At 47.5% G+C, this 26,038-nt stretch carries 25 protein-coding genes and 1 tRNA gene; 10 read left to right on the top strand and 16 right to left on the bottom strand.

Translation table 11 applies throughout. The features are described 5' to 3' along the window. The first annotated feature begins 128 nt into the window (after positions 1–128). Complete coding sequence (gene helD / locus RS889_RS06515; RefSeq protein WP_315709868.1) at positions 129–2,186, top strand: DNA helicase IV; 2,058 nt, start codon at positions 129–131, stop codon at positions 2,184–2,186. Between the two features lie 49 nt (positions 2,187–2,235). On the opposite strand, the gene RS889_RS06520 is transcribed toward helD, so the two are convergent. Further along, entirely contained in the window at positions 2,236–2,694 is a 459-nt protein-coding gene (locus RS889_RS06520) for a methylglyoxal synthase (RefSeq protein WP_315709869.1), read from the bottom strand. 354 nt (positions 2,695–3,048) lie between these two features. On the opposite strand from RS889_RS06520, the gene RS889_RS06525 reads away from it, so the two are divergent. Beyond that, complete coding sequence (locus RS889_RS06525) at positions 3,049–3,462, top strand: CoA-binding protein (RefSeq protein WP_315709871.1); 414 nt, start codon at positions 3,049–3,051, stop codon at positions 3,460–3,462. Positions 3,463–3,514: 52 nt separating this feature from the next. Here RS889_RS06525 and hspQ read toward each other — a convergent pair whose 3' ends face one another. Next, the gene (gene hspQ, locus RS889_RS06530) at positions 3,515–3,823 is read right to left on the bottom strand and encodes a heat shock protein HspQ (protein WP_021016819.1); all 309 of its coding nucleotides are present in this window, start codon (positions 3,821–3,823) and stop codon (positions 3,515–3,517) included. Positions 3,824–4,014: 191 nt separating this feature from the next. Here hspQ and yccX point away from each other — a divergent pair, with 191 nt between their 5' ends. Next, complete coding sequence (gene yccX, locus RS889_RS06535) at positions 4,015–4,293, top strand: acylphosphatase (protein WP_315709873.1); 279 nt, start codon at positions 4,015–4,017, stop codon at positions 4,291–4,293. Positions 4,294–4,295: 2 nt separating this feature from the next. On the opposite strand, the gene tusE is transcribed toward yccX, so the two are convergent. Both tusE and yccA read right to left on the bottom strand, forming a co-directional pair. Continuing rightward, complete coding sequence (gene tusE, locus RS889_RS06540) at positions 4,296–4,625, bottom strand: sulfurtransferase TusE (protein WP_021016817.1); 330 nt, start codon at positions 4,623–4,625, stop codon at positions 4,296–4,298. A gap of 122 nt (positions 4,626–4,747) precedes the next feature. Then, on the bottom strand, positions 4,748–5,407 hold the full coding sequence (gene yccA, locus RS889_RS06545; RefSeq protein WP_315709874.1) for an FtsH protease modulator YccA: 660 nt from the start codon (positions 5,405–5,407) through the stop codon (positions 4,748–4,750). A gap of 224 nt (positions 5,408–5,631) precedes the next feature. On the opposite strand from yccA, the gene RS889_RS06550 reads away from it, so the two are divergent. Continuing rightward, a tRNA-Ser gene (locus RS889_RS06550) sits at positions 5,632–5,719 on the top strand. Positions 5,720–6,073: 354 nt separating this feature from the next. Here RS889_RS06550 and RS889_RS06555 read toward each other — a convergent pair. Beyond that, positions 6,074–6,970, bottom strand: a complete 897-nt coding sequence (locus RS889_RS06555) for an alpha/beta fold hydrolase (RefSeq protein ID WP_315709875.1) — start codon at positions 6,968–6,970, stop codon at positions 6,074–6,076. Beyond that, entirely contained in the window at positions 6,967–8,895 is a 1,929-nt protein-coding gene (locus RS889_RS06560) for a caspase family protein (protein WP_315709876.1), read from the bottom strand. The genes RS889_RS06555 and RS889_RS06560 overlap by 4 nt, the downstream gene beginning before the upstream one ends. A 61-nt stretch (positions 8,896–8,956) precedes the next feature. On the opposite strand from RS889_RS06560, the gene RS889_RS06565 reads away from it, so the two are divergent. Further along, the gene (locus RS889_RS06565) at positions 8,957–9,301 is read left to right on the top strand and encodes a hypothetical protein (RefSeq protein WP_315709878.1); all 345 of its coding nucleotides are present in this window, start codon (positions 8,957–8,959) and stop codon (positions 9,299–9,301) included. A 483-nt stretch (positions 9,302–9,784) separates the two neighbouring features. Beyond that, positions 9,785–10,312, top strand: a complete 528-nt coding sequence (locus tag RS889_RS06570) for an isochorismatase family protein (protein WP_315709879.1) — start codon at positions 9,785–9,787, stop codon at positions 10,310–10,312. Position 10,313: 1 nt separating this feature from the next. Here the strand turns inward: RS889_RS06570 and RS889_RS06575 are convergent, their stop codons facing one another. After that, on the bottom strand, positions 10,314–10,715 hold the full coding sequence (locus tag RS889_RS06575) for a DUF4186 domain-containing protein (protein WP_315709881.1): 402 nt from the start codon (positions 10,713–10,715) through the stop codon (positions 10,314–10,316). Between the two features lie 210 nt (positions 10,716–10,925). Between RS889_RS06575 and RS889_RS06580 the strand changes: the two genes are divergently transcribed. Beyond that, entirely contained in the window at positions 10,926–11,354 is a 429-nt protein-coding gene (locus tag RS889_RS06580) for a universal stress protein (RefSeq protein WP_021016811.1), read from the top strand. A gap of 56 nt (positions 11,355–11,410) precedes the next feature. Here the strand turns inward: RS889_RS06580 and RS889_RS06585 are convergent, their stop codons facing one another. The 3 genes from RS889_RS06585 to ppk1 all read right to left on the bottom strand — a co-directional run bounded on the left by RS889_RS06585 (position 11,411) and on the right by ppk1 (position 16,030). Further along, positions 11,411–11,677 carry a DksA/TraR family C4-type zinc finger protein gene (locus RS889_RS06585; protein WP_315709882.1) on the bottom strand — a complete coding sequence of 89 codons (267 nt, stop codon included), beginning with the start codon at positions 11,675–11,677 and terminating at the stop codon, positions 11,411–11,413. Positions 11,678–12,427: 750 nt separating this feature from the next. Beyond that, positions 12,428–13,957 (bottom strand): exopolyphosphatase, encoded by a 1,530-nt coding sequence (gene ppx, locus RS889_RS06595; RefSeq protein WP_315709884.1) that lies wholly within the window; start codon positions 13,955–13,957, stop codon positions 12,428–12,430. A 9-nt stretch (positions 13,958–13,966) separates the two neighbouring features. After that, the gene (gene ppk1 / locus RS889_RS06600; RefSeq protein ID WP_315709886.1) at positions 13,967–16,030 is read right to left on the bottom strand and encodes a polyphosphate kinase 1; all 2,064 of its coding nucleotides are present in this window, start codon (positions 16,028–16,030) and stop codon (positions 13,967–13,969) included. A gap of 473 nt (positions 16,031–16,503) precedes the next feature. Between ppk1 and RS889_RS06605 the strand changes: the two genes are divergently transcribed. Then, complete coding sequence (locus tag RS889_RS06605) at positions 16,504–16,938, top strand: helix-turn-helix domain-containing protein (RefSeq protein ID WP_315709887.1); 435 nt, start codon at positions 16,504–16,506, stop codon at positions 16,936–16,938. A gap of 367 nt (positions 16,939–17,305) precedes the next feature. Here the strand turns inward: RS889_RS06605 and RS889_RS06610 are convergent, their stop codons facing one another. The 6 genes from RS889_RS06610 to ppiB all read right to left on the bottom strand — a co-directional run bounded on the left by RS889_RS06610 (position 17,306) and on the right by ppiB (position 23,571). Then, entirely contained in the window at positions 17,306–18,676 is a 1,371-nt protein-coding gene (locus tag RS889_RS06610) for an L-serine ammonia-lyase (RefSeq protein ID WP_315709888.1), read from the bottom strand. Positions 18,677–18,758: 82 nt separating this feature from the next. Beyond that, positions 18,759–20,042 carry an HAAAP family serine/threonine permease gene (locus tag RS889_RS06615; RefSeq protein WP_315709889.1) on the bottom strand — a complete coding sequence of 428 codons (1,284 nt, stop codon included), beginning with the start codon at positions 20,040–20,042 and terminating at the stop codon, positions 18,759–18,761. Between the two features lie 538 nt (positions 20,043–20,580). Continuing rightward, entirely contained in the window at positions 20,581–21,651 is a 1,071-nt protein-coding gene (gene purK, locus RS889_RS06620) for a 5-(carboxyamino)imidazole ribonucleotide synthase (RefSeq protein WP_315709891.1), read from the bottom strand. Further along, entirely contained in the window at positions 21,648–22,157 is a 510-nt protein-coding gene (gene purE / locus RS889_RS06625; RefSeq protein ID WP_315709893.1) for a 5-(carboxyamino)imidazole ribonucleotide mutase, read from the bottom strand. The genes purK and purE overlap by 4 nt, the downstream gene beginning before the upstream one ends. 186 nt (positions 22,158–22,343) lie before the next feature. After that, positions 22,344–23,066: a UDP-2,3-diacylglucosamine diphosphatase gene (gene lpxH, locus RS889_RS06630; protein WP_315709894.1), complete on the bottom strand. Its 723-nt coding sequence runs from the start codon at positions 23,064–23,066 to the stop codon at positions 22,344–22,346. Between the two features lie 10 nt (positions 23,067–23,076). Beyond that, a complete protein-coding gene (gene ppiB / locus RS889_RS06635) occupies positions 23,077–23,571 on the bottom strand; it encodes a peptidylprolyl isomerase B (RefSeq protein ID WP_315709896.1) in 495 nt (164 codons plus the stop codon). A gap of 340 nt (positions 23,572–23,911) precedes the next feature. On the opposite strand from ppiB, the gene RS889_RS06640 reads away from it, so the two are divergent. Then, a complete protein-coding gene (locus RS889_RS06640; protein WP_315709897.1) occupies positions 23,912–24,334 on the top strand; it encodes a DoxX family protein in 423 nt (140 codons plus the stop codon). 277 nt (positions 24,335–24,611) lie between these two features. Then, positions 24,612–25,997, top strand: a complete 1,386-nt coding sequence (gene cysS, locus RS889_RS06645; protein ID WP_315709899.1) for a cysteine--tRNA ligase — start codon at positions 24,612–24,614, stop codon at positions 25,995–25,997. The last annotated feature ends 41 nt before the right edge of the window (positions 25,998–26,038 follow it).

Genomic DNA, 26,038 nt, shown 5'->3' on the forward strand with positions numbered 1-26,038 from the left:
AAGAACGAATTATCACATTAACAGTCAGGATATCCTAACCTGTTTTTATGGCTATAGCGTGAAGTGATATACCGGTTAAACTACAGCCATGAACGATACAATGTCTCACAAGGTATAGCGCAGAGGTTATGGAACTTAAATCAACTTCTTTAGGTAAGCATCTGGCGCAGCATCCCTATAATCGGGTGAGATTGCTTAATGCGGGTGTGAAAGTCAGCGGTGATAAGCATGAATACCTTATTCCGTTTAATCAGTTATTGGCAATTCGATGCAAAAAGGGTGTGATCTGGGGAGAGCTGGAATTTGAAGTGCCTGATCATCAGGTTGTGCGCCTTCATGGTACTGAATGGCAGGAAACCCAGCGGTTTTATCGCTACGTTTTGCAGGCCTGGCAGTGCTGGAGTGACGATATGAGTCAGGTCAGCGCCGGCGTGTTGCAACAACAGGTCGATGCTATTCAAACATTGGAAACGCGTGACCGGTGGTTGACTCGTAAGGCGCTGGTGCAGTTACAGAACACAATCCGCCAGGCATTTTCTTCTTTACCTATCCCGTTGGAGCGACTGAGTGAATTTGATTCGTGTCGGGAAAACTACCTGTACTGTCAACAATGGCTGGAGAAAGGGTCGCAACAACGAGAGAGAGCCAACCAGCGTTGGGTACAACGTATGCTGGAACAGCAGAAATCCTTTTTTGACACGGTTGAAACATCGCCGTTGAATATTATGCAGTGCCAGGCTGTTGTAAATGGCGAGGAGGCGGTACTGGTGCTGGCGGGAGCCGGTAGCGGAAAAACATCGGTATTGGTAGCCCGTGCAGCTTGGTTGATGCACCGTGGCGAGGCATTACCGGAACAGATATTGTTGCTCGCATTTGGTCGACAGGCGGCGCAAGAGATGAATGAACGTATTCAAACGCGTTTGCATACTGAGGATATTCAGGCCAAAACGTTTCATGGGTTGGCATTGCATATTATCCGACAGTGCAGCCGTAATGTACCGACGATCAGTGAATTGGAGACGAACGGTGTACGTCGCCGAGAGTTTTTGATTCAGCACTGGCAGCAACAATGTGCCGAGAAAAAAGCGCAGGCTAAAGGATGGCGTCAATGGCTGACAGAAGAACTGGATTGGGAAATACCGGAAGGTGATTTCTGGCACGATCGCGTGCTGGCTGAGAGGTTGGCGGGGCGTCTGGAACGTTGGCTGGGATTAATCCGTATGCATGGCGGCAGACAAAGTGACATGGTTGCACAGGCCAATGAGGAAATCAGACCTGTGTTCCAGCAGCGAATACGTTTGATGGCGCCTTTACTTAAGGCCTGGAAAAAAGCGCTGAAAGAGCAAGGTGCGGTAGATTTTTCCGGATTAATTCATCAAGCGGTAAATTTTCTGGATAAAGGCCGTTTTATCAGTCCCTGGAAGCATATTCTGGTCGATGAATTTCAGGATATTTCGCCTCAGCGGGCTCAACTGTTGTCGGCATTCCGGCGCCAGAACAGCGAAACCTGCCTGTTTGCTGTAGGGGATGATTGGCAGGCTATTTACCGTTTCAGTGGCGCTGAACTGGCATTAACCACCGCATTTGAAACGCATTTTGGTATTGGAGCACAGTGTGCCCTGGATACAACTTACCGTTTCAATAGCCGAATTGGTGAAATGGCCAACCAGTTTATTCAGCAAAATCCCGGTCAGATTAAAAAATCGCTTAACAGCCTGAGAGACGGCAACAAGAAGGCTATGACGCTGTTACCTGATGGGCAGTTTGAGGCATTGTTGGACAAAATGAGCGGTTACGTGAAAAGTGACGAACGTATTCTTGTACTGGCTCGTTACCATCACTTACGTCCTGCTGTATTGTCAAAAGCAACGACGCGTTGGCCTAATCTGTCGATAGATTTTATGACCATGCATGCCAGCAAAGGACAACAGGCTGACTACGTTATCATCGTTGGGCTGCATGAAGGTAAAGACGGGTTTCCGGCGCCAGATCGTGAGTCGGTGCTGGAAGAAGTTCTGTTGCCCAAACTCGAAAGTTTTCCACATGCGGAAGAACGACGGTTACTGTATGTAGCACTGACACGCGCCAGGCATAAGGTATGGTTGCTATATGATCGCGATAATCCGTCGTTATTCGTCGAACAGCTCCATCAGTTGGGCGTACCTTTGCAACGAAAAGCTAGTTAACGAACAGATGGGCGGCAAACAACAGATGTCGCCCATTTGCTTCAGGCCGTTATTTCAAGCGTTCTTGCAAGTAGCGTTGGTAATCGGGAATAGCTATCGTTACTTGTTTCTTGAATAGATCTGAGTTGATTAAAAAATCCGCTGTAGAACGGTTGTTGGCTACCGGAATGTTCCACACTGTCGCCAAACGAAGCAGTGCTTTGACGTCTGGATCGTGCGGAACCGCGTTGAGAGGATCCCAGAAGAAAATCATCATGTCGATTTTACCCTCAGAGATCAATGCACCTACTTGTTGATCTCCACCCATCGGCCCGCTCATCATGCTTTTTACCGGCAGGCCAGTATGCAGTTGAACCAAGTGACCAGTGGTGCCAGTAGCATACAGCTGGTGTTCAGCCAGTTGGGTTTTATTGGTGCTGACCCAATCCAGCAATGCTTGTTTACAGTGATCGTGCGCAACCAGCGCAATGTGCTTATGCGCTTCGATTGTGCGGGTAGTGAACTCCATGGTGACATCCTTAAAGCAGTATAGTTTGCACAGATTACGGAAACAGGGTTTCAGTTCAAAGAGGTAAACAAAAAAAATGAGAACATCTTTCCAAAAACAGTAATTTTTACCTGTAAAATCAGCAAGCTTATTGATTATCTTTTTTCTTTATTCATATCAGGAGACGCCGTCGGGTATTTATAGGTCACCGGTCGAGATCTCAACATCTTAAATCTGAATCCATGAGTAATTTCAGGATGGTTTTTCAACCCAATGCATTATTGTTATCAACACTTGGCATCCGCTAATCCGCGCCCTGGATCCGGGGTTGTAAGATACACTTAATATCTGTTGACGCTATAGCACGGAGTAAACATGAAAGATCACGATATTGAATTGGTACTCAAAACAGTTAAAACCATCGCTCTGGTCGGCGCCAGTCATAAAACAACGCGTCCAAGTTATGGTGTTATGGCTTACTTGCTTGGTCAGGGGTATCAGGTTATTCCGGTAAATCCCATACTGTCTGGTCAAGAATTGCTGGGACAACCTGTTTACGCCAGTTTGGATGAGATACCCCAGCCCGTTGATATGGTGGATGTCTTTCGTCAGTCAGAGGCAGCCTATGAGATAGCCAAAGAAGCGATTGCTATCCGTGCTAACGTGTTATGGTTGCAGATCGGGGTAATCAATGAACAAGCGGCGATCTTGGCGCAAGATGCAGGGATGACGGTAATTATGGATCGTTGCCCTAAAATCGAAATTCCGCGTCTGGGGTTAGAAAAATAACTGACAGTATTTGATGGCTGACAGGACAGTGATCAATAAGACGGTCAGATTATCAATGCAATAAATGTGGCGCCTGGCGTTTTATGGTTTCGGCCAACTCATCCAGAGAGGGATGTTCTTCCTGTTCGGGCCCCTCGCTAATCAACTGAGCCTCCGCCAGATAGGTGTGAATAGGCCGACCAAACTCATCTTCCATCACGACATGATACCAGGGCGCCGTGCGCAATATGTCATTGGCAGCAATTTCTTCCCACGCTGGTTTTTTCAGCGAGTATTCGGGATCGATATCGATCACTACGCCGGGATATCCCAGTAGCCTATGACGAATCTGCTGTCCGATGGTAAATTTACAGTTAATCATATAACCTCCTGAGGAACGTATTACCTACCTTAAGTGGGGGATGATACGTATTTTTCAAGTCATCAGGTGTTGGGTTCTTTTCTCTACCAGGACAGCTTTTGCCAATGAACCCATTCTATTTAATAGTATGACTCATGACGTTATAAATGCGTAAACAGTGCGTTATTTTCCGATGATGTGGGGGGGGCAATATGTCAACAGTAGCCGTTATCGCTTATGTTTATGGCATGGTGCAGGGGGTTGGGTTTCGTTATCACACTCAGATGCAGGCTCAGCATCTAGGTATAGCGGGTTACGCCAGGAATTGTGATGATGGCAGTGTGGAAGTTGTCGCCTGCGGTGAGCAAAAAGCGGTGGAAGAATTCATCGAATGGCTCCAGCAGGGAGGGCCCCGCCACGCACGCGTTGATAAAGTGTTAACTGAACCGCATGGCAAAGTGGATTACTCAGGTTTTAAAATTCGTTATTAAGATCAGATACATTTGACTGGTTTCGGCAATCCGGCAATTTTTGTGGCTTGCTTGGCTGGACCTTTGGGAAACAGTCGATAGAGGTAACGGCTGTTGCCTTTTTCTTCACCATATTTTTGTGCCATTGCCTTAACCAGCATACGGATGGCGGGCGAGGTATTGAACTCCTCATAGAAGGTGCGAACAAAACGCACCACTTCCCAGTGTGCATCAGTAAGCGCAATACCCTCTTGTTCTGCCAGTATTGGCGCTAACGCTTCCTCCCAGTCACCACTGTTCTTCAGATAACCTTGAGCATCAGTTTCAATCACACGGTTTTCAAACGCTAGCATACGACCTCTGCATGACATTAAGACGCGGTTAGTCTAGCAAACTTTTATTCACCTCAACATGATTGATGGAGACAAACGAAAAGCCCCACCGAAGTGGGGCCGGATATCATTTGATAATTGAGTTAGTTGCTTCGTGACATTCCCAGCAGACTCAGCAGGCTGACAAAGATGTTATAAATGGACACATACAAGCTGACTGTGGCGCGGATATAGTTTGTTTCACCACCATGAATAATGTTACTTGTTTCCCAGAGGATAGCCCCTGCGGAGAACAGAATAAACATCACGCTGATAGCCAGATGCAATGCCGGAATATGCAGGAACAGATTGGCGATAACAGCAACCAGCAGCACGACGAAACCGGTCATCATCATCCCTGACAGGAATGACATATCTTTCCGGGTTGTCAGTACATAGGCGGAGCAACAGAAGAACACCAGTGCGGTTCCTCCCAATGCCAGCATGATAATGTCGCTGGCACCTGCCGCAATCAGCGTACTGAGCAATGGGCCTAAGGTGTATCCCATGAAACCGGTCAAGGCGAAGGTGGACAAAATTCCTGCTGGGCTGTTAGCTAGTCTGTAGGTTAAAAATATCAGTCCGTAAAAACCGACCAGCATTAATAGAAAACCCGGTGCGGGGAGGTTGAAAACGGTACTGAGTGTTGCGGTGATCGCAGAAAAACCCAGTGTCAGCGACAGAAGAAAATAGGTGTTACGCAACACCGTGTGAGTGCTGAGCAGTGAGCGTTCACGTTTTGAAGATACAATAATACGTTCCATAGTAGCGGCTCTCTTGCAGGGTGTTATTGTTCAATTCTGAAAGAGTAGATAGTTGCTCTGAGTTATCAAAGCCGTTTTACCCTTCTTTACGCTGTATTCCGCTATAAATATGACCACTGTGGTGATTTTACACTCGGTTAATGCTTGATAGGCTATTTTTCAGACAATTAAAGCGGTTGTGACTTTACAATATCCGGCACTCTGTTTATAGTTCGCCTCGTTGCGGAGGAGTGGCCGAGTGGTTGAAGGCACCGGTCTTGAAAACCGGCGACGCGAAAGCGTTCTAGAGTTCGAATCTCTACTCCTCCGCCAAAAAAATTCAACGGGTTAGCTTAGGCTAGCCCGTTTTCGTTTTGGGTTTTTGAGTGGGTTTGGAGTACATGCCTGAAGTGATTCAGAACCTGTAGCAGCCAGTCACCGCGGATGCGTTTTTGGTCCCGGGGCGGATTTCTTCAATGCTATTGGTGATAACCACCACTTGGGATTTTGGCGATTGGCTTACATGAGATGTAGTATCTGGTTGTCTCTGGTTTTTTGTTCCTTTTGGGTTATTCCAGACAATTGACGTGTAAAAAGAGGCTAACGAATCCCCAGGCACTGAGATAACTCAGCAAATGGGGATTGTCTATCATTACTTGATCAGCACGGTTTTAGGGTAAAGAGCTGTCAAAGCTCGTCATATATCGCTTTGGCAACCACGGGATCCATCAGATATTCCCGGATTCCGTGGCGATTATTACTGGTATTACGAACGCCATTATAGTTGGTGACGATAGGTGATCCATGGTACCTGGCGGCTGGGATCTCATAAAGTGCCACTACATCGCGCTCATCTCGTGCATTGAACCAGTAGGGAACGCCCGCTGGTGCTTTGCGAGGCGGGCTGTCAGAGGGAAGACGTTGTAAGACCGCTTCAATTCCAAGTGGGGAGCCGACTGTAATGAGCTTGCGTATATTGCTTCTGTCATGGCGATCCATCAATACATTGTAGGCAACGATGGTGCCAAGTGAATGAGCCACGATAATACAGGGTTCGGTCTTGGGAATGGCATCATCCACGATGCTATTCACCGTTCTACGGGCACCGACGTTGGTCAAGTAGCACCAGACATCACGGGTAATTAGTTCGATTGAAGCCGATGCAATGCTGGGGACATGATCGAGTAGTCGTAATGCAGCCAATACCGACCGCCAGTTCTGAATCCCTTTATCAACCAGCTCTCCAGTGGTTTCTTCCGCAATTTGTTGGTGTGAGATGCCTTGTCGTGCGGCAATCTCAAATACTAGTTCACGAATGAATTGCTCTTCTTCGCTGCCAGGCAGTGGCGCATTGTCGCCTTTATCCAACAATTCATGGAATCTTTTCTGGGTAATCCCTTCAGTGTCTTTGAACAATTGCTCACCATAATAAGGGAATAGGATATCGGACGATTGCGGAGACTTGGGGCCGATTTTTTTCAGGCCAGTCAGCATAGCCTTAGTCCAGTCTTTTTTGAGTTTGTCCGGGTCCTTATGGTGCTGACTTTGATCTTGTGAACGACCGTGTATGAAGACAATTTTCATGATAATTCTCCTCCGATGAACGCTTCGATAAGAGATGTTGAGTCCTTTATCAGGAATGTTGACCATTCTGCATTTAGCCGATGTCTCCCGGCGTCAAGAACTACGGCTGGAAGTGGTGAGTTGTCTGTGTCGGTATCAAACAAGGACCAGCCCAGGCTCATCATGGGGCAGAAAGGTGCATAGTGACTTGATGGAGATGATGTCGCTCCAAACGCCCCGCCCAATAACCCACAATCGAAAGGGATAGGGGACGATGGGGTAAAGTTCATCTGGTATCGCTGGAAAGACCGCAAAATGGATTTTGCATTTGCGTCATGTCCCGCCAGTACATAAGCGTAGGACGCGTAGATACCCAGCGTGGGGTCAAGATGTTTGTCAACACGGGACACTCGAGCCATATTCTGTGCGCTGCTTTTGCCGAGAAGTCGAAGTTTTCCGCTGCTGGCGAGCGCGGCTACGATAGCCTGTCTTTGTTCAATAAGCGGTTGGTACCCCCGCCGTAAGGATTCGTAGAGAGGATTTAGCCTGGATATTCTGAATGTCAGGGTATTAATCAGTCCATCAGTTACGCCGATAGTTCCTATATACCCAGACATGATAGGTAGTACTGCCATCGTTCCGGTACGAAACATGATGATAACGGAATAAGGGGCTCTGACAGTTGCTTCTTCCAGATTAATCACACTATGTAAGGCATGGTCAATGGTCTGAATTGAGAGGGAACGTCCACTACAATCCAGTACCTGAGTCACTTCTGCGCCAGTAATATAATAGCCAGTCATAAATTGGAGCGAGTGTGATGCGCGGGATGTTTTCAGATTCCGTTGTACTTCTTCATTGATTCCCGCCTCATCGAGTAGGTTATCAGGAATGACACGGTTTTTATTCAGAGAACTCGTCAGTTTCACGAATGCTTCGCTACGCCTGCGTGCAGGGGAAGGTTTGAGATTTTTCAGGCCAATGATTTTGCGATATTCACCTGTATTGGCGAGATTGGCCCTTTTTGTGGGGAACTCATTATCATGAAGCCGGTTCTGTTTCTCTGAATGAAGAAACATGTCGACATCCTCACCTTGCTTGAGAAAATCAGCATTAAATTGATCCGGGATACCGACTGATACTGGAGAGTCCGCCTGTTTTGGCATTGGATAACCCAGGAAAAGAGGTTGTCTGGACGAGGTATCAATTTGGGGAAATTGATCAAAACTTGGCATATGCTGATGCGCACGGGTCGGTACCAGCTCATAGAGATAATCTTCCAGCCGCCAGGTAGGTATGACGGGCGTGGAAAATCCTGGCCACTGCTCACATACATCTGGGGGGCTTTCAATTAGCGCCTCAAGCAGGACCTGGGTAAAAAATCCGTTACCTTTGTACTCTTTCGCGGTTTGGGAGGGCTCTGTTGCATAAAATACATCTACTTTTGGTCTTCTCACCCCTTTGAACGACGTTGATAAAATGGCCGTTTTGCCAGAGACTTGTCCAAGCGGACCAAATGGATCAACCGCATTACGGCATGCATCACTGATAATGACAATATGGGGAATGCGGAGCTTTTGCGCCTGTTTGATAGTCGCGGTGATGTCAATGGCTTCATCAGGATACTGACTGACTTCGGATAACAGAACCTGTTCACTATCACCATTTTTTACGATGCCATGCCCTGAGAAATAGAGGATCATCAGATCGAGCCCACCGTCGTTGATCATCTCCTGGACGGCATTCTGAATATTGCGCGATGTCACTGGCCCTTCGTCGTCAGTGATTACCTTTATTATCGGTTCGACACCAAATAAAGTCTGTTGCCTCAGCCAGTCAGCAAATTCATGGGCTCCTGCAGCTGCACCTTTAAGCTCTTCAAGCGTAAGGACGCCTGTTCGATTGACACCCACAGCAACTAATCCGACGCGACGATCTCCGGGCATATTGCTCCCTTATCATTACCCATTCTTATGTTTTTAATTATGGCACAAGGAGAGGATTTAATTGTCAGACCTAACATACTGTAATTTGGGTATAAATGAGGAAATGCAGAATGGGTGGTATTTTAACAAGTTGAGTACCATTCAAGGGGGCTTTCGTTCGCCCAGTGATGCTGACTGGATTGGCCACAGACAATCCAGCCTTTTCGGTACTGTGTCGTTGATCTTCAAGGCCAAAGACGAGGGAAAGGCCATCGCCAACGACTCACTGCTTGGCTGCGATGGTTCAGTGTCCACCCAGGACATCGCGCGCGGTGACGTGGACAGGAAAATCTCCACTGGCATGGTCTACATTACCCTCGACCCCATGCTGCCTGCTCTTCACTCAGCAGCCGCGCTAACAGCATGAAGCATGCAGTTTATGTATACATGCTGGTGATATGTCACATCAATCGTTTCTGCTGGATGATATTCCTCTCAGATCGCATGCCATATCCGGAGTACCAGGTGCCTGGAGTATAAATCCACTTGACGGCCCGACTTCGATTTCGCATATTCCCAGTCCAAGCTGAAGGCCATCATTTGGAGCGGCTGGGGTAATCGTTTTGGTGCAATCAAAAAGACCAATGGAACATGGATTATTCTCGCGGATGTGCAACGAAAGTATTTATACTCGTCATACTTCACGTTGTATGCGTGTTGGCTGTACTCAATTATTCGATCCGTGCTTGGGCCTCGCCCCTAGGGCCGTTGCCAGCAGCATTCAAATCTGCTCCCGGCAGATTTGTTACCTGAATCACTTACACCTGAGTAAGCTCATCGGGATGCCTTCGCTTGCCGCCTTCCTGCAACTCGAATTATTTAGTGTATATTTCATTATTTAGGGGGAAAAATGCAGGTATTGCTTGTGATTGATATGCAAAATGCGGTGTTCTCCACGCCTCGTTATCATCAGACCATCGTTGTCGGCCGAATAAATCAGCTTATTGATGCGGCTGAACAAACCATTTTTGTTCAGCATACGGAAGACGGTATGTTGCCTGGTAGCCATGAATGGAAACTCTTGCCTGAAATTCGCCAGCCGGAAAACGCAATTTATGTCACTAAAACTGCCTGTGATGCGTTTTATCGCACTACACTGAGTGATGAACTGGCTCAACGTGGTATCACTCATCTGACAGTGTGTGGCTGCGCTACAGATTACTGTGTAGATGCCACAATTAAAAATGCGGCCAGTCGTGGTTATGCAATGACGGTTGCTGGTGATGCGCATACTACTGCCGACCGACGGGTTGTTAGTGCAGAGCAATTAATTGCTCAACATAACGATGTCTGGTGCGATTTTATTATTCCTGGGAATACTCTGTTGGTAAAAGATACCTGGCAGATTCTGGCGGAGTGGGCGACGAAAGCACAGTAAGTTATTTTCGGTCAATTGAGCCGTGCTGAAGGTCGTTTTCAATCCATTGCAGAATGACAGAGACTATGTAGCGCTGTTCTTCGTCGCTTAAAGGATGATGTTGACTAATATTGTGCCATTTGCACAGGCATCCTCGACAGCAGGTTGCCGTGGCATGTTGGGCAATAAAAACCGGATGTCCGCGCATTGGAGTTTGTTTGCCGTCGTTGTCGGGTTCAGCCGGTGCCAAGCGTTTGGCAATGAAATCTGCCGCATGTTCGGCTATAACGCTTTTACCCTTAGCGTAGCAATAAGTCGTCTCTTTAGTACCAAGATGAAAACGCTGGCGAAATGTAGAACGAGACAGGCGAAGAAAAAGGTCGTCAGTATTTTTGGGCATATGAAGTGGCTCGGTTAATGTCATCCGCATGGTTACAGGAATTTTATTCCTGGGTAAGCCTAAATCTCTTTTTGCCGCTTATCAAATAATATCATCATAACTATTTGTTTTTTATTTATTATTGATTTTATTCTGAATGTCGAGCCGCTTCACAAATGCATGACGAAGTGGTTTTGCCGCAGCAAAAGTGGGGATAATCTGTCTCTGTAAGTGTTAACAACGAAGGGGGCTGTTATGTATAAGACCATTTTAGTGCCCATAGATCTTGAAGAAGAAGAACTGACCCAAAAAGCGCTTTCCCATGCGGTTATGCTGGCGAAAATCGCTGGTGCAACACTGCATCTTTTCCACGCGCTTCCCGATGCTTCCGCTTTTATGTCCGCTTACTCCTTTGGTATCAAGGAGTTTGAGAATGAAGCGGTAGTCAAAGCTGATGAAAAGTTACATGCCATTATTAAGACAATAGATCTGCCACCTGAACGTCTGTCTCATAGCCTCAGTTTCGGTACGCCCAGAGATGAAGTGCTGGAATTGGCCGATGAGATAGAAGCAGATCTTATTGTGGTTGGTTCACGACGTCCCAATGTAAAAACCTATCTATTGGGTTCCAATGCGGCGGCTATCGTCCGTCATGCAAAAACTACCGTGCTGGTGGTGCGCTAATGGGGTAAATAGATGTTCAAGACGCTGTTTCGTAAAGAGATAGCGTTTTGGGCGAACTATCTCAGTTGGCTGTTTTTGCTGCCGCGCCGGTTATAGCCGCTGTTCAAACGCTGCTTTTTATCAATCAGTGCCTGGCAGTCAATACAATATCGGACGCCAGGTAGTGCCTTACGGCGTGCTTCAGGGATCGGTTGACCACATTCGTCACAGTGCTGTGCACTTTCCCCGTGGTGAAGCTGATTGCGAGCATGAGCAATAGCATAATCAACGGTAGCATCAATTTGCTCCTGAACCGCACCATCATTAGACCAGCCGCTAGCCATGCTATTTACCTCTATCTTGAGATGATTAATTTATAGCAGGTGCGGAGTGGGTGATCCAACGGTGATGATTCAGAACAGTCCGTTTGATCCGGCCTGGTCGGTATCAATACGTTTCCGGACTGGGAAAAGTTGGACAGGTATTCATTGCGGGAAGAGAAGAACTATCACGCAGCACAAAACCATGGGCCGATGCACAGGCAACACCGCAGTTGGCGTCAGCATTGAAAAACGATCGGTACTTATTCTCGTTTGGGGGGAGTCGCGTTGTCAGCAGTAATAAGAGATTGTTCAACGAACTCTTGCTGCTTGTCCTGATGGAGGAAAAATGCGCCAATGGCAGAATAGGTGACGCGGCCTAGAAGAATGATAAAACTTATCATGAGTACTGTACGAGCAACACTGCTACTCCTTCGTCGATGACGGATTGATATTCGTCGTCTATGGGTAATCGTGGACATTAACCTTTTATTCTCCAGATGAAAGCGAACATTCGCTGTTATTAATTTAGGCACAAGCTTGAGGTGTGGTCAATGTATGTTGAGTAAAAGCGAGGTAGTTATGGGGAAACAGCACCGATAGATCGCACTTTGTGAACAAAATCCCGATGAAATGAGAATCACGAGGCCCGGAGATGGGCCAAGTAACTGAAGATGTCATCACCTCTGCAACGTGAAAGACGAAGGAGATATGGACTTCCTGCTGGCTGGCGTCGGGTTACCTGGTTACTGCACCGTCAGCCAGGCAGTTTGGTCAGGCTTGTTCTTCTTCGATCTGTAGTCTCCAACCATTCACGCCTTGCCAGTATTCCTGTTCCCGTTCCAGATCAAGCTGTACCAGCGTGTTCTGTGTAAAAAATCCACTGGGGAAAAACAGTTTCCAGATATTGTCACTGACTATAAGGCGCAGTGTTTTCGGCGTGGTAGTGGCTTGTCGTTGATTGTTTAACAAGGTAGCTAAACGAAGCAGCTGCACCATCGGCAGGTACTGTTTCTTTTTGAAAAGGTTGAAGCGGGGCAACTCTTCCAGTTTGATGGCTTTGCGATGCAAACGTACAATCAGCGATAGCAACAGTTGTTGTTCCTGATTAAATCCTGGCAAGTTTGTATTTTGCAGAATATAGGCTGAATGGCGATGCATGCCGTTATGATTAATACCCAGACCAACTTCGTGCAGCATGGCGGCCCATTTTAGAATGGCTTCCAACTGTGGGTTGGCCAGCGTTGTACTTTGTCTGGCCCACTGGGCATATAGCAGATCGGTAGTTTCCCGTACTCGTCGAGCCTGCTCACGGTCGATATTGTAATGGCTGGCAAGGCTTTGAGCAGTACGGATCCGGATATCCTGATGCCGGAAACGACCTTCCATTTCATACAGGACGCCTTCGCGCAGAGCACCGTCGGAAAGACGAAGTTCCTTAATAGCGAGCGCATCAAAAATCCCGCATAGAATAGCCAAGCCGGGCACCAGTACAGTCTGACGATCTTCCATAAGTCCGGGCAAACTGAGGGATTTGAAATTTTTAAACTGCAGGATCTGAGTGCGTAACATTTCCAGCCGATCCGGCGTGATCAATCCGTCTTTTTCTCCCATAGCGACCAGAATTTCATGCGTTGCCTTGATGGTGCCAGAGGCTCCCAGCGCGTAATCCCAACCGTAAATACGGTATTCCCAGGATAATGTTTCCAGCTTTTGCGCCGCGGACAAACGGGCACGTTTAAAATTGTTTTCGCTTATCTCGCCATTCGGAAAGAATTGCCTGGCAAAACTGACACAACCCATTCGCCGGCTTTCCACCAGTATTGGCTCGAAATCTTCACCGATCACCAGCTCTGTCGAACCACCACCAATATCGAGTACCAGCTTACGACCTTTTTCCGGCTGGGTATGCTCCACGCCCATAAAAATCAGACGGGCCTCTTCATGACCAGAAATGATTTCAATGGGATAAGGGATTATTTTAGCTGCACGATGCAGAAATTCTTGTGAGTTGGCTGCTTGACGCAGGGCGTGAGTGCCGACAATTGACACATTGGGTGCTGGAAAGCCTTGTAACCGTTCGGCAAACAAGGCCAGCGTGCTGAGACCGCGCTCGATAGACTCTTCACTCAACATGTTATTACTGTCCAGTCCGCCGACCAGATGCACGCGCTGTTTTAAACGGCTTAGTACCTGTAGCGCTCCGTTGACAACGCGGGCCACTACCATATGGAAACTATTGGAGCCGAGATCGATGGCAGCGAATTCCTGAGGTTGCTCGGTATTACTATTCATTAACGGCATGGGTCAGGCTTACTCTCCGGATTGCTCAAGCGCTTTGATATAATCATAGATGGCACTTTGGGCGCGTACTTTGCGCCGGTTACCGCGGGTAACATATTGATTGCTCATTTCTTTATCGATCACGCGGGCTTTGACCGTATCGCTGAACAGCAGCTCTAGAATCTTCAGCACGCGTTCCTTGAGTGTCTGATCAAGGATTTCTACCGCGACTTCGATACGGTAATCAATATTACGTGTCATCCAGTCAGCAGAAGAGAGAAATACCTTCTTATCGCCGCCATTGTGGAAAACATAGACGCGATCATGCTCCAAATAGCGGTCCACAATACTGATAACGCGGATATTATCGCTGATTCCGGGGAGTTCTGGAATCAAAGAACACATTCCGCGTATCAATAAATTGATTTTGACACCCGCGCTGGAAGCTGCATATAGACGGTCTACCAGTCCTTTATCCACCAGATTGTTGATTTTCAGAGTGATGCCGGACTCAATACCTGATGCCGCATTGGCTATTTCATGATCGATTAATTGATATAGCCGGGCGCGAGAATTCTGAGGTGAAACCAATAGATGGTCAAAACTGACTGGGCGATAAGGGTTTTCGATGAAGTTAAATACCCGGCGCACCTCGTTGGTGATACGCTCGTCGGCGGTCAGCAACGAATAATCGGTGTATAAGCGGGCCGTTTTTTCATTAAAATTACCGGTACCAATATGGGCATAGCGCACAATATTTTCCCCTTCCCGACGGGAAATCAGAAATAACTTGGCGTGAATTTTGAGCCCCGGTACGGAGAAAATGACGTGCACACCGGCTTCAGTCAGACGCTTGGCCCAGTGGATGTTGGCTTCTTCATCGAAACGTGCCTGCAATTCTACGACCACCGTGACCTTTTTGCCGTTGTGTGCGGCATGAATCATCGAATTAATAATACGGGAGTTCTTTGCCACCCGGTAAATATTGATTTTTATGGATAACACGTTGGGGTCGAATGACGCCTGACGCAGCATTTCCAGCACATGTTCAAAGGTGTGATAAGGGTAATAAAGCAGTATGTCTTGCTCACGAATGGCATCAAATCCGTTGCGGAACTTGCTGAACCAGACATGACGCAACCGTGGTAGTGGTTTGTTAACCAGATTGGCCCGGCCAACATTTGGAAACCCGATGAAATCCTTGAAGTTATGGTAACGTCCGCCCGGGATTACCGAATCATAAGAGGATATACCCAGCTTGCCCAGCAGGCATTCCACCATCGCGTCCGGCATGTCACGCTGATAGACAAAACGTACTGGTTTGGCTGTAAGTCGCTGTTTCAAACTGGAAGACATCAGTTCCAACAGGCTGGATTCCATCTCCGTGACCAAATCGTATTCGGCGTCACGCGTCATTTTCATGGAGTAGGCGTTGAGTGTGTCGTAATCGAAAAAGCCCTTGAAGATATCATTCAGACAGTAACGCAGAATGTTATCAATCAGGATCATGGTTTTTCGGCGCCGGGGAGCTTCCGGCGGCAAATCGACAAAACGAGGGACTTTATCCGATGGGATCTCCAGCAACGCATAATTGGTATGTTCGCCACGAATGATTTCAATCGCCAGATAGGTGTAATCATCTTTCAGAAACTGTACCAGATTGGTTTCGGGCAAGATCAGAATCGGCGTAATGTGCGGACGTAGATGTTGCCTGAAATAATCCCGTAGCCACTCTTGCTGAGTGGTCGACACCTGACGTTCATTCACCAGGAAAATTTGATTGCGGGCCATCTCCAGCAGGAGCTCATTGTAAAGATTGTCAAATAGCTGGTCGGTTTTTAGTACGCGAGCCTGAATTTTCCCTAACAGGTGGCGCATTCCACTGGCTGAGCCGGTTTCTTCGCTAATCAGAATCTGGCGTTTAAGATCGGCAAAGCGAACTTTATAAAATTCATCCAGATTGTTGGAGTAAATACCAAGAAAACGCATGCGCTCAATCAAAGGATTGGTTTTATCCGCAGCTTCCTGAAGTACACGTTCATTGAAAGATAACCAACTCAACTCTTTATCTAGGCAGAGTTTGTCCTGACTCATTATTACCCCGTTAAACTATTTTTACTGATATGGTTCTACTATCTATTTGTATTGTGGCGGATTTATGACGATAAGCACGAAAGTGTAAACAGACTTACCATTGTCATATTATGGGTGTAAAGGCAGCATATGTTACCCGATTTTATCCTGGGATCAGGATAACTCACCCACAATGACGAAAATAGAGATGACAGAGATAAACAACAAATTACTGAATCGGCGTCGGGCGTGAATTGATCACCTGATACATCGTATTGTGATAGGAAGCGGTTGGCGGAAAGTCGTGGCGTTCATTCCTTCATTCCTTGTGGTATTACATCACCGGACGTTTCGGGTAGCCTTCATACGTTTTTCTTATGAATACTTGATGTACATCCAATATCTGTCAGGTTGTTGGGTAATTGTCAGTACCCTTTGAGGCGTTGATGATAAAATGTGCGTGTTTTCAACCTTGGCTACAAATGGCGGGCAGCATGAGATTTAACACAATGAATGAAAGCGAAATTATTACCGAGCTTTGCCGGAGGATAAAAGATGCCCGCATCCAGCAACGTCTGTCTCAGGTCGATTTGGCTGAACGGGCCGGCCTGGGCATTGCCACGATCAAGCGCGCTGAAATGGGTGAATCCATTACGCTGAGTAGTTTGTTATGTATTTTGCGTGGATTGAATCGTCTGCATCAGTTGGACGGTGTTTTGTTTGATGCCGAGGTGGAGTCATTCAATGCGCAACTGAGTGGTGGGAAACAACGCGCCCCACTGCGTATCCGCAAGAAAGCTCCGGTTTTTCCGGCCAAAATCATTAAAAGTGAACCGATTGTACCGCCTTCCAGTAACACAGTGGATTGGTATGTTTCTGCGGCTGAAAATAATATCATCTGGTCCAGACCGGATAGCGAAAAGAAGTAACGCCCCGTTTACGGTCATAAAAAATGGCTAATGCTTTTAAACATTAGCCATTTTTTATTTAGACCGCTGACAAACCTATGTACAGCGTCAGAACGGTGATAATGAGTAGAAAGGGTAAAACACCCGCGCCAGATATAGCGAGGCTAGAGCTTATAGGGAAGCGCTTACCGCGTTTTTGCGATCTCTCCATTATCGCCGTGATATGTGCTTTGTCGTCAAACTCATTTTATGGTTGCTAAAATCGGGCCAACAGTAGAACGCACGGTCTTGTAAAGAGCAGATAATATCCTCCTTGCCAGTCTGAATTGCGCCATCCCTGGCGCGGGTACTTTCCATACTTTCCTGCGATTACACAACTTCCCTGGTGTTATTCACACAACACGACTTTGATCGCCAGTCCACCGCGTGATGTTTCGCGGTATTTGGCGTTCATGTCTTTCCCGGTTTCGTACATGGTTTCAATCACTTTATCGAGAGAAACGCGTGGTTCGCTGGTACGACGCATCGCCATCCGGGCGGCATTGATCGCTTTTACTGCGGCAATCGCGTTACGCTCAATGCAAGGCACCTGTACCTGGCCGGCTACCGGGTCACAGGTCAGCCCCAGATTGTGTTCCATACCGATTTCTGCGGCGACGCAGACCTGTTCCGGATTGGCTCCCAGCAGCTCAGCCAGACCTGCCGCTGCCATGGAGCAGGCCACACCAACTTCGCCCTGGCAACCGACTTCTGCACCGGAAATAGAGGCATTCATTTTATACAGTAGGCCGATGGCGCCTGCCGCCAGGAAATAGCGCAGATACGCCTCGGGTGTGACGGGTTGAATAAAGTGATCGTAATAGGCCAGCACGGCGGGAACGATTCCACAGGCGCCGTTGGTCGGTGCGGTGACTACCCGGCCACCGGCGGCGTTCTCTTCCGCAACAGCCATGGCAAACATATTGACCCAGTCCATTCCGTCCATCGGATCGTTGGAGAACCGATCATTGATGAACAGTAAGCGATGCAGGGCGGAAGCCCGGCGGGGAACCCGCAGCGGGCCAGGCAGTACACCTTCGGTATTCATGCCGCGATGAATGCCGTTCTGCATGGTTTGCCAGACCTCGGCAAAATAGTGCTCGATGGTTTCACGTCCATGCAGGGCAATTTCATTTTTCATCACGATAGCGGAGAGTGACAGGCAGTTATCATGACAATGACGCAACAGTTTTTGTGCGGAGTAGAACGGGTAAGGGACGCTCTCCTCCGTAGTGACGACTTTACCAAAATTTTCCTGGTCGACCACAAAACCACCGCCAATGGAGTAATAGGTTTTGCTGTATAGCAGTTTCTGCTGGGCGTTAAAGGCACTGACGGTCATGCCATTTTCATGTAATGGCAGATTTTCCGCCTGGAATCGCAGGGCAGTTTCCAATGGGAAGCTGACGTCGTACTGACCATTGAGTAATGGCAGTCGACGGGTTTGCTGTACTTGCTGAATAAACGCCGGGATAGCATCAATATCGACACTGTCGGGCAAGTTTCCCGCCAGCCCCATAATGATGGCAATATCGGTGTGGTGGCCTTTGCCGGTTAGTGACAACGAACCATAAACGTCAACCACAATGCTGGAAACCGATGAAATAAGTGATTTACTGACCAGATCATCCGTGAACATGTTGCCAGCTTTCATCGGGCCAACGGTATGCGAACTGGAAGGGCCGATACCAATTTTGAAAATATCAAATACGCTGACCATAGGGTATTCCTTTGAGAAACGCCGGTCTGATTACCGGCGTTGTGGTGCATACATCAATAACGGTGGGAAATGGTCTTTCCGGTTAGCCGAACAGGGTATAAACGATAGCGGTGATAGCAATCAGCCCCATGATGGTGACGAACACGTTGCTTATTTTTCCGCTGTATTTTTTCATGGCGGGGACTTTCTGAATGGCGTACATCGGCATCAGGAACAGCAAGCAGGCAATAACCGGGCCGCCCAGTGTTTCGATCATACCCAGAATGCTGGGGTTCAATGTTGCCACCAACCAGGTTGTGGCCAGCATGAACAGTGTTGTTAACCGGTTCAGTTTTACTGAAGAGATGATTTTGTTTCTGCTGCGCAGTGATTTCACAACCATGCCGTTAAAGCCTTCACTGGCACCGAGGTAGTGACCGAGAAACGATTTAGAGATGGCAATGGTCGCGATAACCGGCGCCAGATAGCCCATTACCGGGTTGTTAAAATGGTTTGCCAGGTAGGACAAAATGGAGATGTTCTGTATTTTGGCTTCCATCAGTTCGGCCGGAGACAGTGTCAGTACGCAACTGAACACGAAGAACATGACTGTCAGTACCATCATGATGTGGCTGTAAGAGAGAATGCGTGAGCATTTCTTTTCAGCGCCTTCGCCGTACTCCTTGCGTTTGGCTACCGCAAAGGAAGAAATAATCGGTGAGTGGTTAAAGGAGAACACCATAACCGGAATAGCCAGCCACAGGGTTGCCAGTAAACCATTGCCCGTGGTGTTATTGGTTAAGGAAATATTTTCAAAAACAGAAGTATTCCAGTGCGGAACTAAATATACCGCCAGCCACATCAGAATAACAACAAATGGATAAACCAGCACGCTCATTGCTTTAACAATCATCGCTTCGCCCAAACGAACAATGAACATTAATGCCAGAATTAATACTAACGATAAAATAGCTCGCGGCGGTGAAGATAAATGCATCTGGTGCGTAATAAAACTGTCTACCGTATTGGTAATAGCGACACTATAAACCAGTAGTATCGGGTAGATAGCGAAAAAATAAAGCAGAGTGATTAATTTACCAGCGCCGACGCCGAAATGTTCTTCAACGACTTCCGTAATATCTTCACCTCCTTTTTTTCCGGATAAGACAAAACGGCATAAAGCGCGGTGAGAAAAATAGGTCATTGGGAAAGCAATAATAGCCATGATAATGAGTGGAATTAAGCCGCCAATACCCGCATTGATGGGCAGAAATAACACACCTGCACCAATGGCCGTACCATAGAGGCCAAGCATCCAGACAGTATCGCTCTTGCGCCAGCTGGAAGCCTGCTCAAGCACCTGGCTGCTTTCTTGAATCGTGCTCATGTTTGTTTCTCCTAGGTGAACACAGACTATAAAAAGTACAGTATCGGCCTATCGCCAATACAGGGATAAGTTATGAACAAAAGATAAAAATCATGTTGATTGAGTGAATCTGTTGTGTGGCGGCATTCTATATCGTGGCGGTCAGTAAATAATATTGTGGTGATCACATAAATGAATTGAAAAGAATTATTTTAATTAAACCATATTAAAAATAAAACATCAACAATGATACTTTAAAATATTTATTTCTAACGTCTCTTTGTTGATGCGTTAATTAAGTGTTTTAGGTGAGAAGTAACTAACTAAATAAATAATCAATTCGTTTTAAGTAAGATTATGTTTTTAATAAATCAATTATTAAGCGGATAAATAATAGACCCAAACTTCATGATGTCACGTTAAAAAAACAATGTTAATCACATCTGGTGGTTTAACACACAACCGTAAGCTGCGTTTTCCGATACGGGCTGATCCTTTCGGTGGTACCGAGCGCCACAAAAGCGGGTACCGTTCGTACCCGCCTTTTTATGCTATGGGATTACGTTGACAACGATTGCTGCGCCCACTGTAATCCGGGTTGGTACTCTTCTGATAGTAAAGGTGCCAGTAACTGTAAGGTCTGACACAATTGGGCACTGTCAGGATGGTTGAGATTCAGGTGACCGACTTTACGCCCCGGACGGACCTCTTTCTCATACCAATGTAAATGTACCAACGGTAAGGCCAGCCAATCGGTATTTACTGCCGTGCCAATCAGATTGACCATCACGGAAGGTGCAGTGATTACCGGTAACGGAAGTGGCAGATCCAGAATGGCGCGCAGATGCAGCTCAAACTGACTGATAGAAGCCCCGTTTTGTGTCCAGTGTCCGCTATTGTGCACCCGTGGCGCCAGTTCATTAATTAACAGCCGTTCTCCGACGATAAAGCACTCCATTGCCATCACGCCAACATAACCAAGCCGGTTCATAATGGCCGAAAGCATCAGTTCCGCTTGTTGTTGCAGATGCGGTTGTGGTGTGGGTAATACGACGCTGGCACGCAGAATACCGTCCTGATGCAGGTTGTGGGTCAGAGGATAGAATACACATTGACCTTGTGTGTTACGGGCACCAACCAGTGACACTTCACCTGAAAAATGAATACCCTGTTCAACGATGCACTCTCCATAGCAGTCGGCCGGCAGAGCAGTTTCTTCACCGGGGTGCAGGCGCCACTGACCCCGGCCATCGTAGCCGCCCACACGGCGTTTGACGATGGCCAGTTCACCGAGAGCTGAATAAATGGATGACCATTCATCACTACTGGCAAGTAATTGCCAGGGAGCGGTGGCGAGTTTCAGTTCGTCCAGCAATCTTTTCTGGGTATAACGGTCGGCCAACAAAGGGAAAATATCCCGATTGACGAAAGCAGTGTGTCGGGCTAATTCTCTGGTCAATGCCGTTTCCGGCCAGCGCTCTATTTCCGCGGTAATGACACTGTGTTGAAACGGTACTGATTCTGGTTCGGCATCCAGGCCAACCGGATAGACGGCGATACCCAACGGCTCTCCAGCCTGACGTAACATGCGGCCCAACTGGCCGTTGCCAAGAACGCAAACAGGCTTCATGCATCCTCCCGTGGATCGGGATGGTTGAGGACGTCATCGGTCTGGCTCTGACGCCAGCCGGCCAGCCGGGATGCCAGAGCACTGTCGTGCAGAGCCAGAATCTGGGCGGCCAGCAGTGCTGCATTAGCGGCGCCTGCTTTACCGATCGCCAGCGTTCCGACTGGAATACCTCGCGGCATCTGCACGATAGAGTAAAGACTATCCACGCCATTCAACGCAGCACTTTGTACCGGTACACCGAGTACGGGAAGTAGTGTTTTGGCTGCCAGCATACCCGGTAAATGAGCTGCACCACCCGCGCCAGCGATAATGACATCAATGCCGTTTCCCGCGGCCTGTTCTGCAAAACGGAACAGTTTATCGGGTGTACGGTGTGCAGAGACGATTTCAATGTGATAGGGAAGATGCAGTGTAGTGAGGATTTCCGCAGCAAACTGCATGGTGGCCCAGTCACTCTTTGAACCCATAACGATGGCGATTTTGGCCGGGGCGGCGTTGGATGACATGCCTGTAATGCTCCTGTGATTGTGCATGGCGCCTATAGATTGCGCATGGTGATGTGCAGCATCGCCAGCCAGCCATATGGGCTCTGCCAGCGAGGGCGTAGAGCATACCATGAGCCCATAGCAAGGAAAACGGTTGCGTAACGATGAAAAAGGGAGTTTCAGTGAAAACGACGCTAAAACGTCAGCTTAGAAAGGAAAAGAAATCAGTTCGATATCCTGCGGGGTAACTTTGATCATTGAACCCTGATGATGCCAGGCACCGAGCACGGCCCGCTGCGCGGTGATGCCTTCCGCTCTGATGACGTGAATCTCCGGGCGATGAGTATGGCCATGAATCATGCCGTCAACCTGATAGTGCCGTAGGCGCGCTATTACCTGCTGTGGATTGACATCCATAATCTGCATAGACTTGGTTTGGTTGGCTCGTTGGCTGGCTGCCCGCATATTGGCGGCAATACGCAGACGTATACGTAGTGGTAGCAGCAGAAACAGACGTTGTATTAATGGGTTGTGTACCCGGCGGCGAAAGCGTTGATAATCCTGATCGTCGGTACATAATGTATCGCCATGCAACACGAGAAAACGGCGACCATACAGTTCTATCATGTTTTCTTCCGGCAACAATGTGATACCGCTCTGGCCGGCGAAAACCTTGCCCAGCAGGAAATCCCGGTTGCCATGAATGAAATAGCAGGGAACGCCTTGTTGGTGTAATGACTGCAAAGCCTGTGCAACAACCAGGTGCAGAGGTTGTGGGTCGTCATCACCGATCCAGGCGTCAAATAAATCGCCAAGAATATAAAGTGCATCCGCCTGAGAAGCATCCTCACGTATAAAACGCAGAAAACCGGCAGTAACCGCCGGTTCATGAATGCTTAAATGCAGATCGCCAATAAATAACGTTGCCATGCAGCAGGAATTACTCGCTAATAGTCACGTGAGTAATCACAACGTCTTCTTTTGGCACATCCTGATGCATACCGCTACGACCTGTTGCTACGGTTTTGATCTTTTCAACGACGTCCATACCGTCGACCACTTCAGCAAATACGCAGTAACCCCAGCCATCGGCCTGCTCTGAACGGAAGTTCAGGAAATCGTTATCCACGACGTTGATGAAAAACTGTGCGGTAGCGGAATGCGGATCATTCGTCCGTGCCATCGCCAGTGTACCACTGGTGTTTTTCAAGCCGTTGTTGGCTTCGTTTTTGATAGGGTCGTTGGTCTTTTTTTGCTCCATGCCCGACGTAAAACCACCACCTTGAATCATGAAACCATTAATTACACGATGAAAAATGGTGTTGTCATAAAAACCGCTACGGCAGTAATTCAGGAAATTTTCTACGGTAATCGGTGCTTTATCAGCGAAAGTGTTGATGACGATATCGCCGTGGTTAGTATGAAACGTGATCATAGTAATAAATCCTACTTGGTCATAGGTAGATAGATATGGAAAGATGTTCTCATCATGGTGGTGAGCCATCAAGAGCGCTCTTATAACATAACTGAATGGTTGCGTCAGCAGCAGAGGGAGAGATAACGCCGGGAATGGCGTCAGAGTAATCCATTAATGAATATTGATTCAAATTATTTGCAGTAAAATTGTTAATTAAAATAGTTAAATTGAATAAGATTTTAGTTATACCATATTAAAATTTAACTAAGCACGACTATTCTTTACATTTTTGAAACCGTAACCTATATGCTACTGAAATTGACTCCCGTTAACATTAACTGACTAGGATGAATGAACTATGATTGACCGGATTAATAGCCTATTAAATCGACCGGATTGCGGAAAACTGATTCTTCGTTTGTCATTCAGTATCCTGATGCTGTTCCATGGCACGCATAAATTGTTGGAGGGAATCAGCGGTATTCAGGGCATGTTGACTGCGCATGGTTTTCCAGCCTTTATCGGCTATGGCGTCTATCTGGGAGAGGTTGTTGCCCCTCTGTTCATGATTTTGGGAATACTGACCCGTTTGTCTGCGTTGGGGTTCTGTTTCACGATGGTGGTGGCACTGTTGCTGGCTGAACCAGAGTCTCTCTTCATGCTGGAGAAAACCGGTGCCTGGGGTGCTGAAAATGTGGCGGTTTATTTCTTTGCCGGGATTGTTATCGCATTACTTGGCAGCGGTAAATATTCTGTGATGTCGAATCCTCGCTGGCGTTAATTTTCTGTCTGGAACAGAAAGTATTTATATCAGGCCTGATCATGTGATCAGGCTTTTTTTATCTCTGTGATGATCAGTTTTGCTGAAGATTAAGTATGTTACGCTCAATAGGAAATAGCGCGCCGACAAGGTATCGGTCTTGCACTTGTACGCTTGCAATAGAGCAGGGTTCAGGTTTCAATACACTGTTGGGTAATACACCCAGAAAGCGTTTATTTTTTTCTCACTGAGAACCAACAGTGATTTTCATATCCTGCGAATATCATGGAATACCCCGATGCTAAAGATTTTTAATACCCTGAGTCGCCAAAAAGAGGAATTCAAACCCATCCACGCTGGTAACGTCGGCATGTATGTGTGCGGGATAACGGTTTATGACCTGTGCCATATCGGTCATGGACGTACCTTTGTCGCGTTTGACGTTGTGGCTCGTTATCTGCGGTATCTGGGGTATTCGCTGAAGTATGTCCGAAATATCACGGACATTGATGACAAAATCATCAAGCGCGCCGCAGAAAATGGCGAATCTTATGAGCAGTTGACCAACCGAATGATCGCCGAAATGCATGCGGATTTTGACGCACTTAATATTCTGCGCCCTGATGAAGAACCCAGGGCCACACGCCATATTGCCGAAATTATTGCGCTGGTCGAGAAATTGATTGCTCGCCGACACGCTTATGTTGCGTTAAATGGCGATGTCATGTTTTCTGTGGATACCGCACCGGGCTATGGTGTTTTGTCCCGTCAGGATCTGGAACAGTTGAAAGCGGGAGCACGGGTCGAAATCGCTGAAGTTAAACGTAATCCGATGGATTTTGTGTTGTGGAAGATGTCCAAGCCGGGTGAACCAAGCTGGTCTTCCCCGTGGGGAGACGGTCGTCCAGGTTGGCATATTGAGTGTTCCGCCATGAACTGCAAACAGTTGGGCGAGCATTTTGATATTCATGGCGGTGGCTCAGACCTGATGTTCCCACATCATGAAAACGAAATTGCCCAGTCCACCTGTGCACATGGTGGCGAGTATGTGAATTACTGGATGCATTCCGGCATGGTGATGGTTGATCGGGAAAAGATGTCCAAATCCCTGAATAATTTTTTCACTGTGCGTGATGTGCTGGCGTATTACGATGCGGAAACCATCCGTTATTTTCTGATGTCCGGTCACTATCGCAGTCAACTGAATTACAGCGAAGAAAATTTAAAGCAGGCCCGTGCCGCGCTGGATCGTCTGTACACCGCATTGCGTGGCACGAATGCTGATGCAGAAGCGAAAGGCGGCGATGTCTTTGAAGCCCGCTTTCGTGATGCGATGAATGATGACTTTAATACGCCGGAAGCGTATTCGGTGTTGTTTGACATGGCACGCGAGGTTAACCGACTGAAAGCGGAAGATCCGCAGGCCGTTGATGCGATGGCGGCTGAGTTGCGTAAACTGGCTAAAGTTCTTGGGCTGCTGGAACAGGATCCGGAACTTTTCCTGCAAAATGGCGCTGGGGCTGACACGAATGAAGTCAGTGAAATTGAAGCATTGATCAAGCAGCGTAATGATGCACGTCAGGCTAAAAAATGGGCACTGGCTGATGAAGCCCGTGATCGGCTTAACGACATGGGGATTGTGCTGGAAGATGGGGCACAGGGAACCATTTGGCGACGTAAGTAGCTGATGTTGCTGATATTAATGGTTCGTATCGTACTCGTTCA

The sequence above is a fragment of the Brenneria uluponensis genome (assembly GCF_032395385.1).
Taxonomy (GTDB): Bacteria; Pseudomonadota; Gammaproteobacteria; order Enterobacterales; family Enterobacteriaceae; genus Prodigiosinella; species Prodigiosinella aquatilis.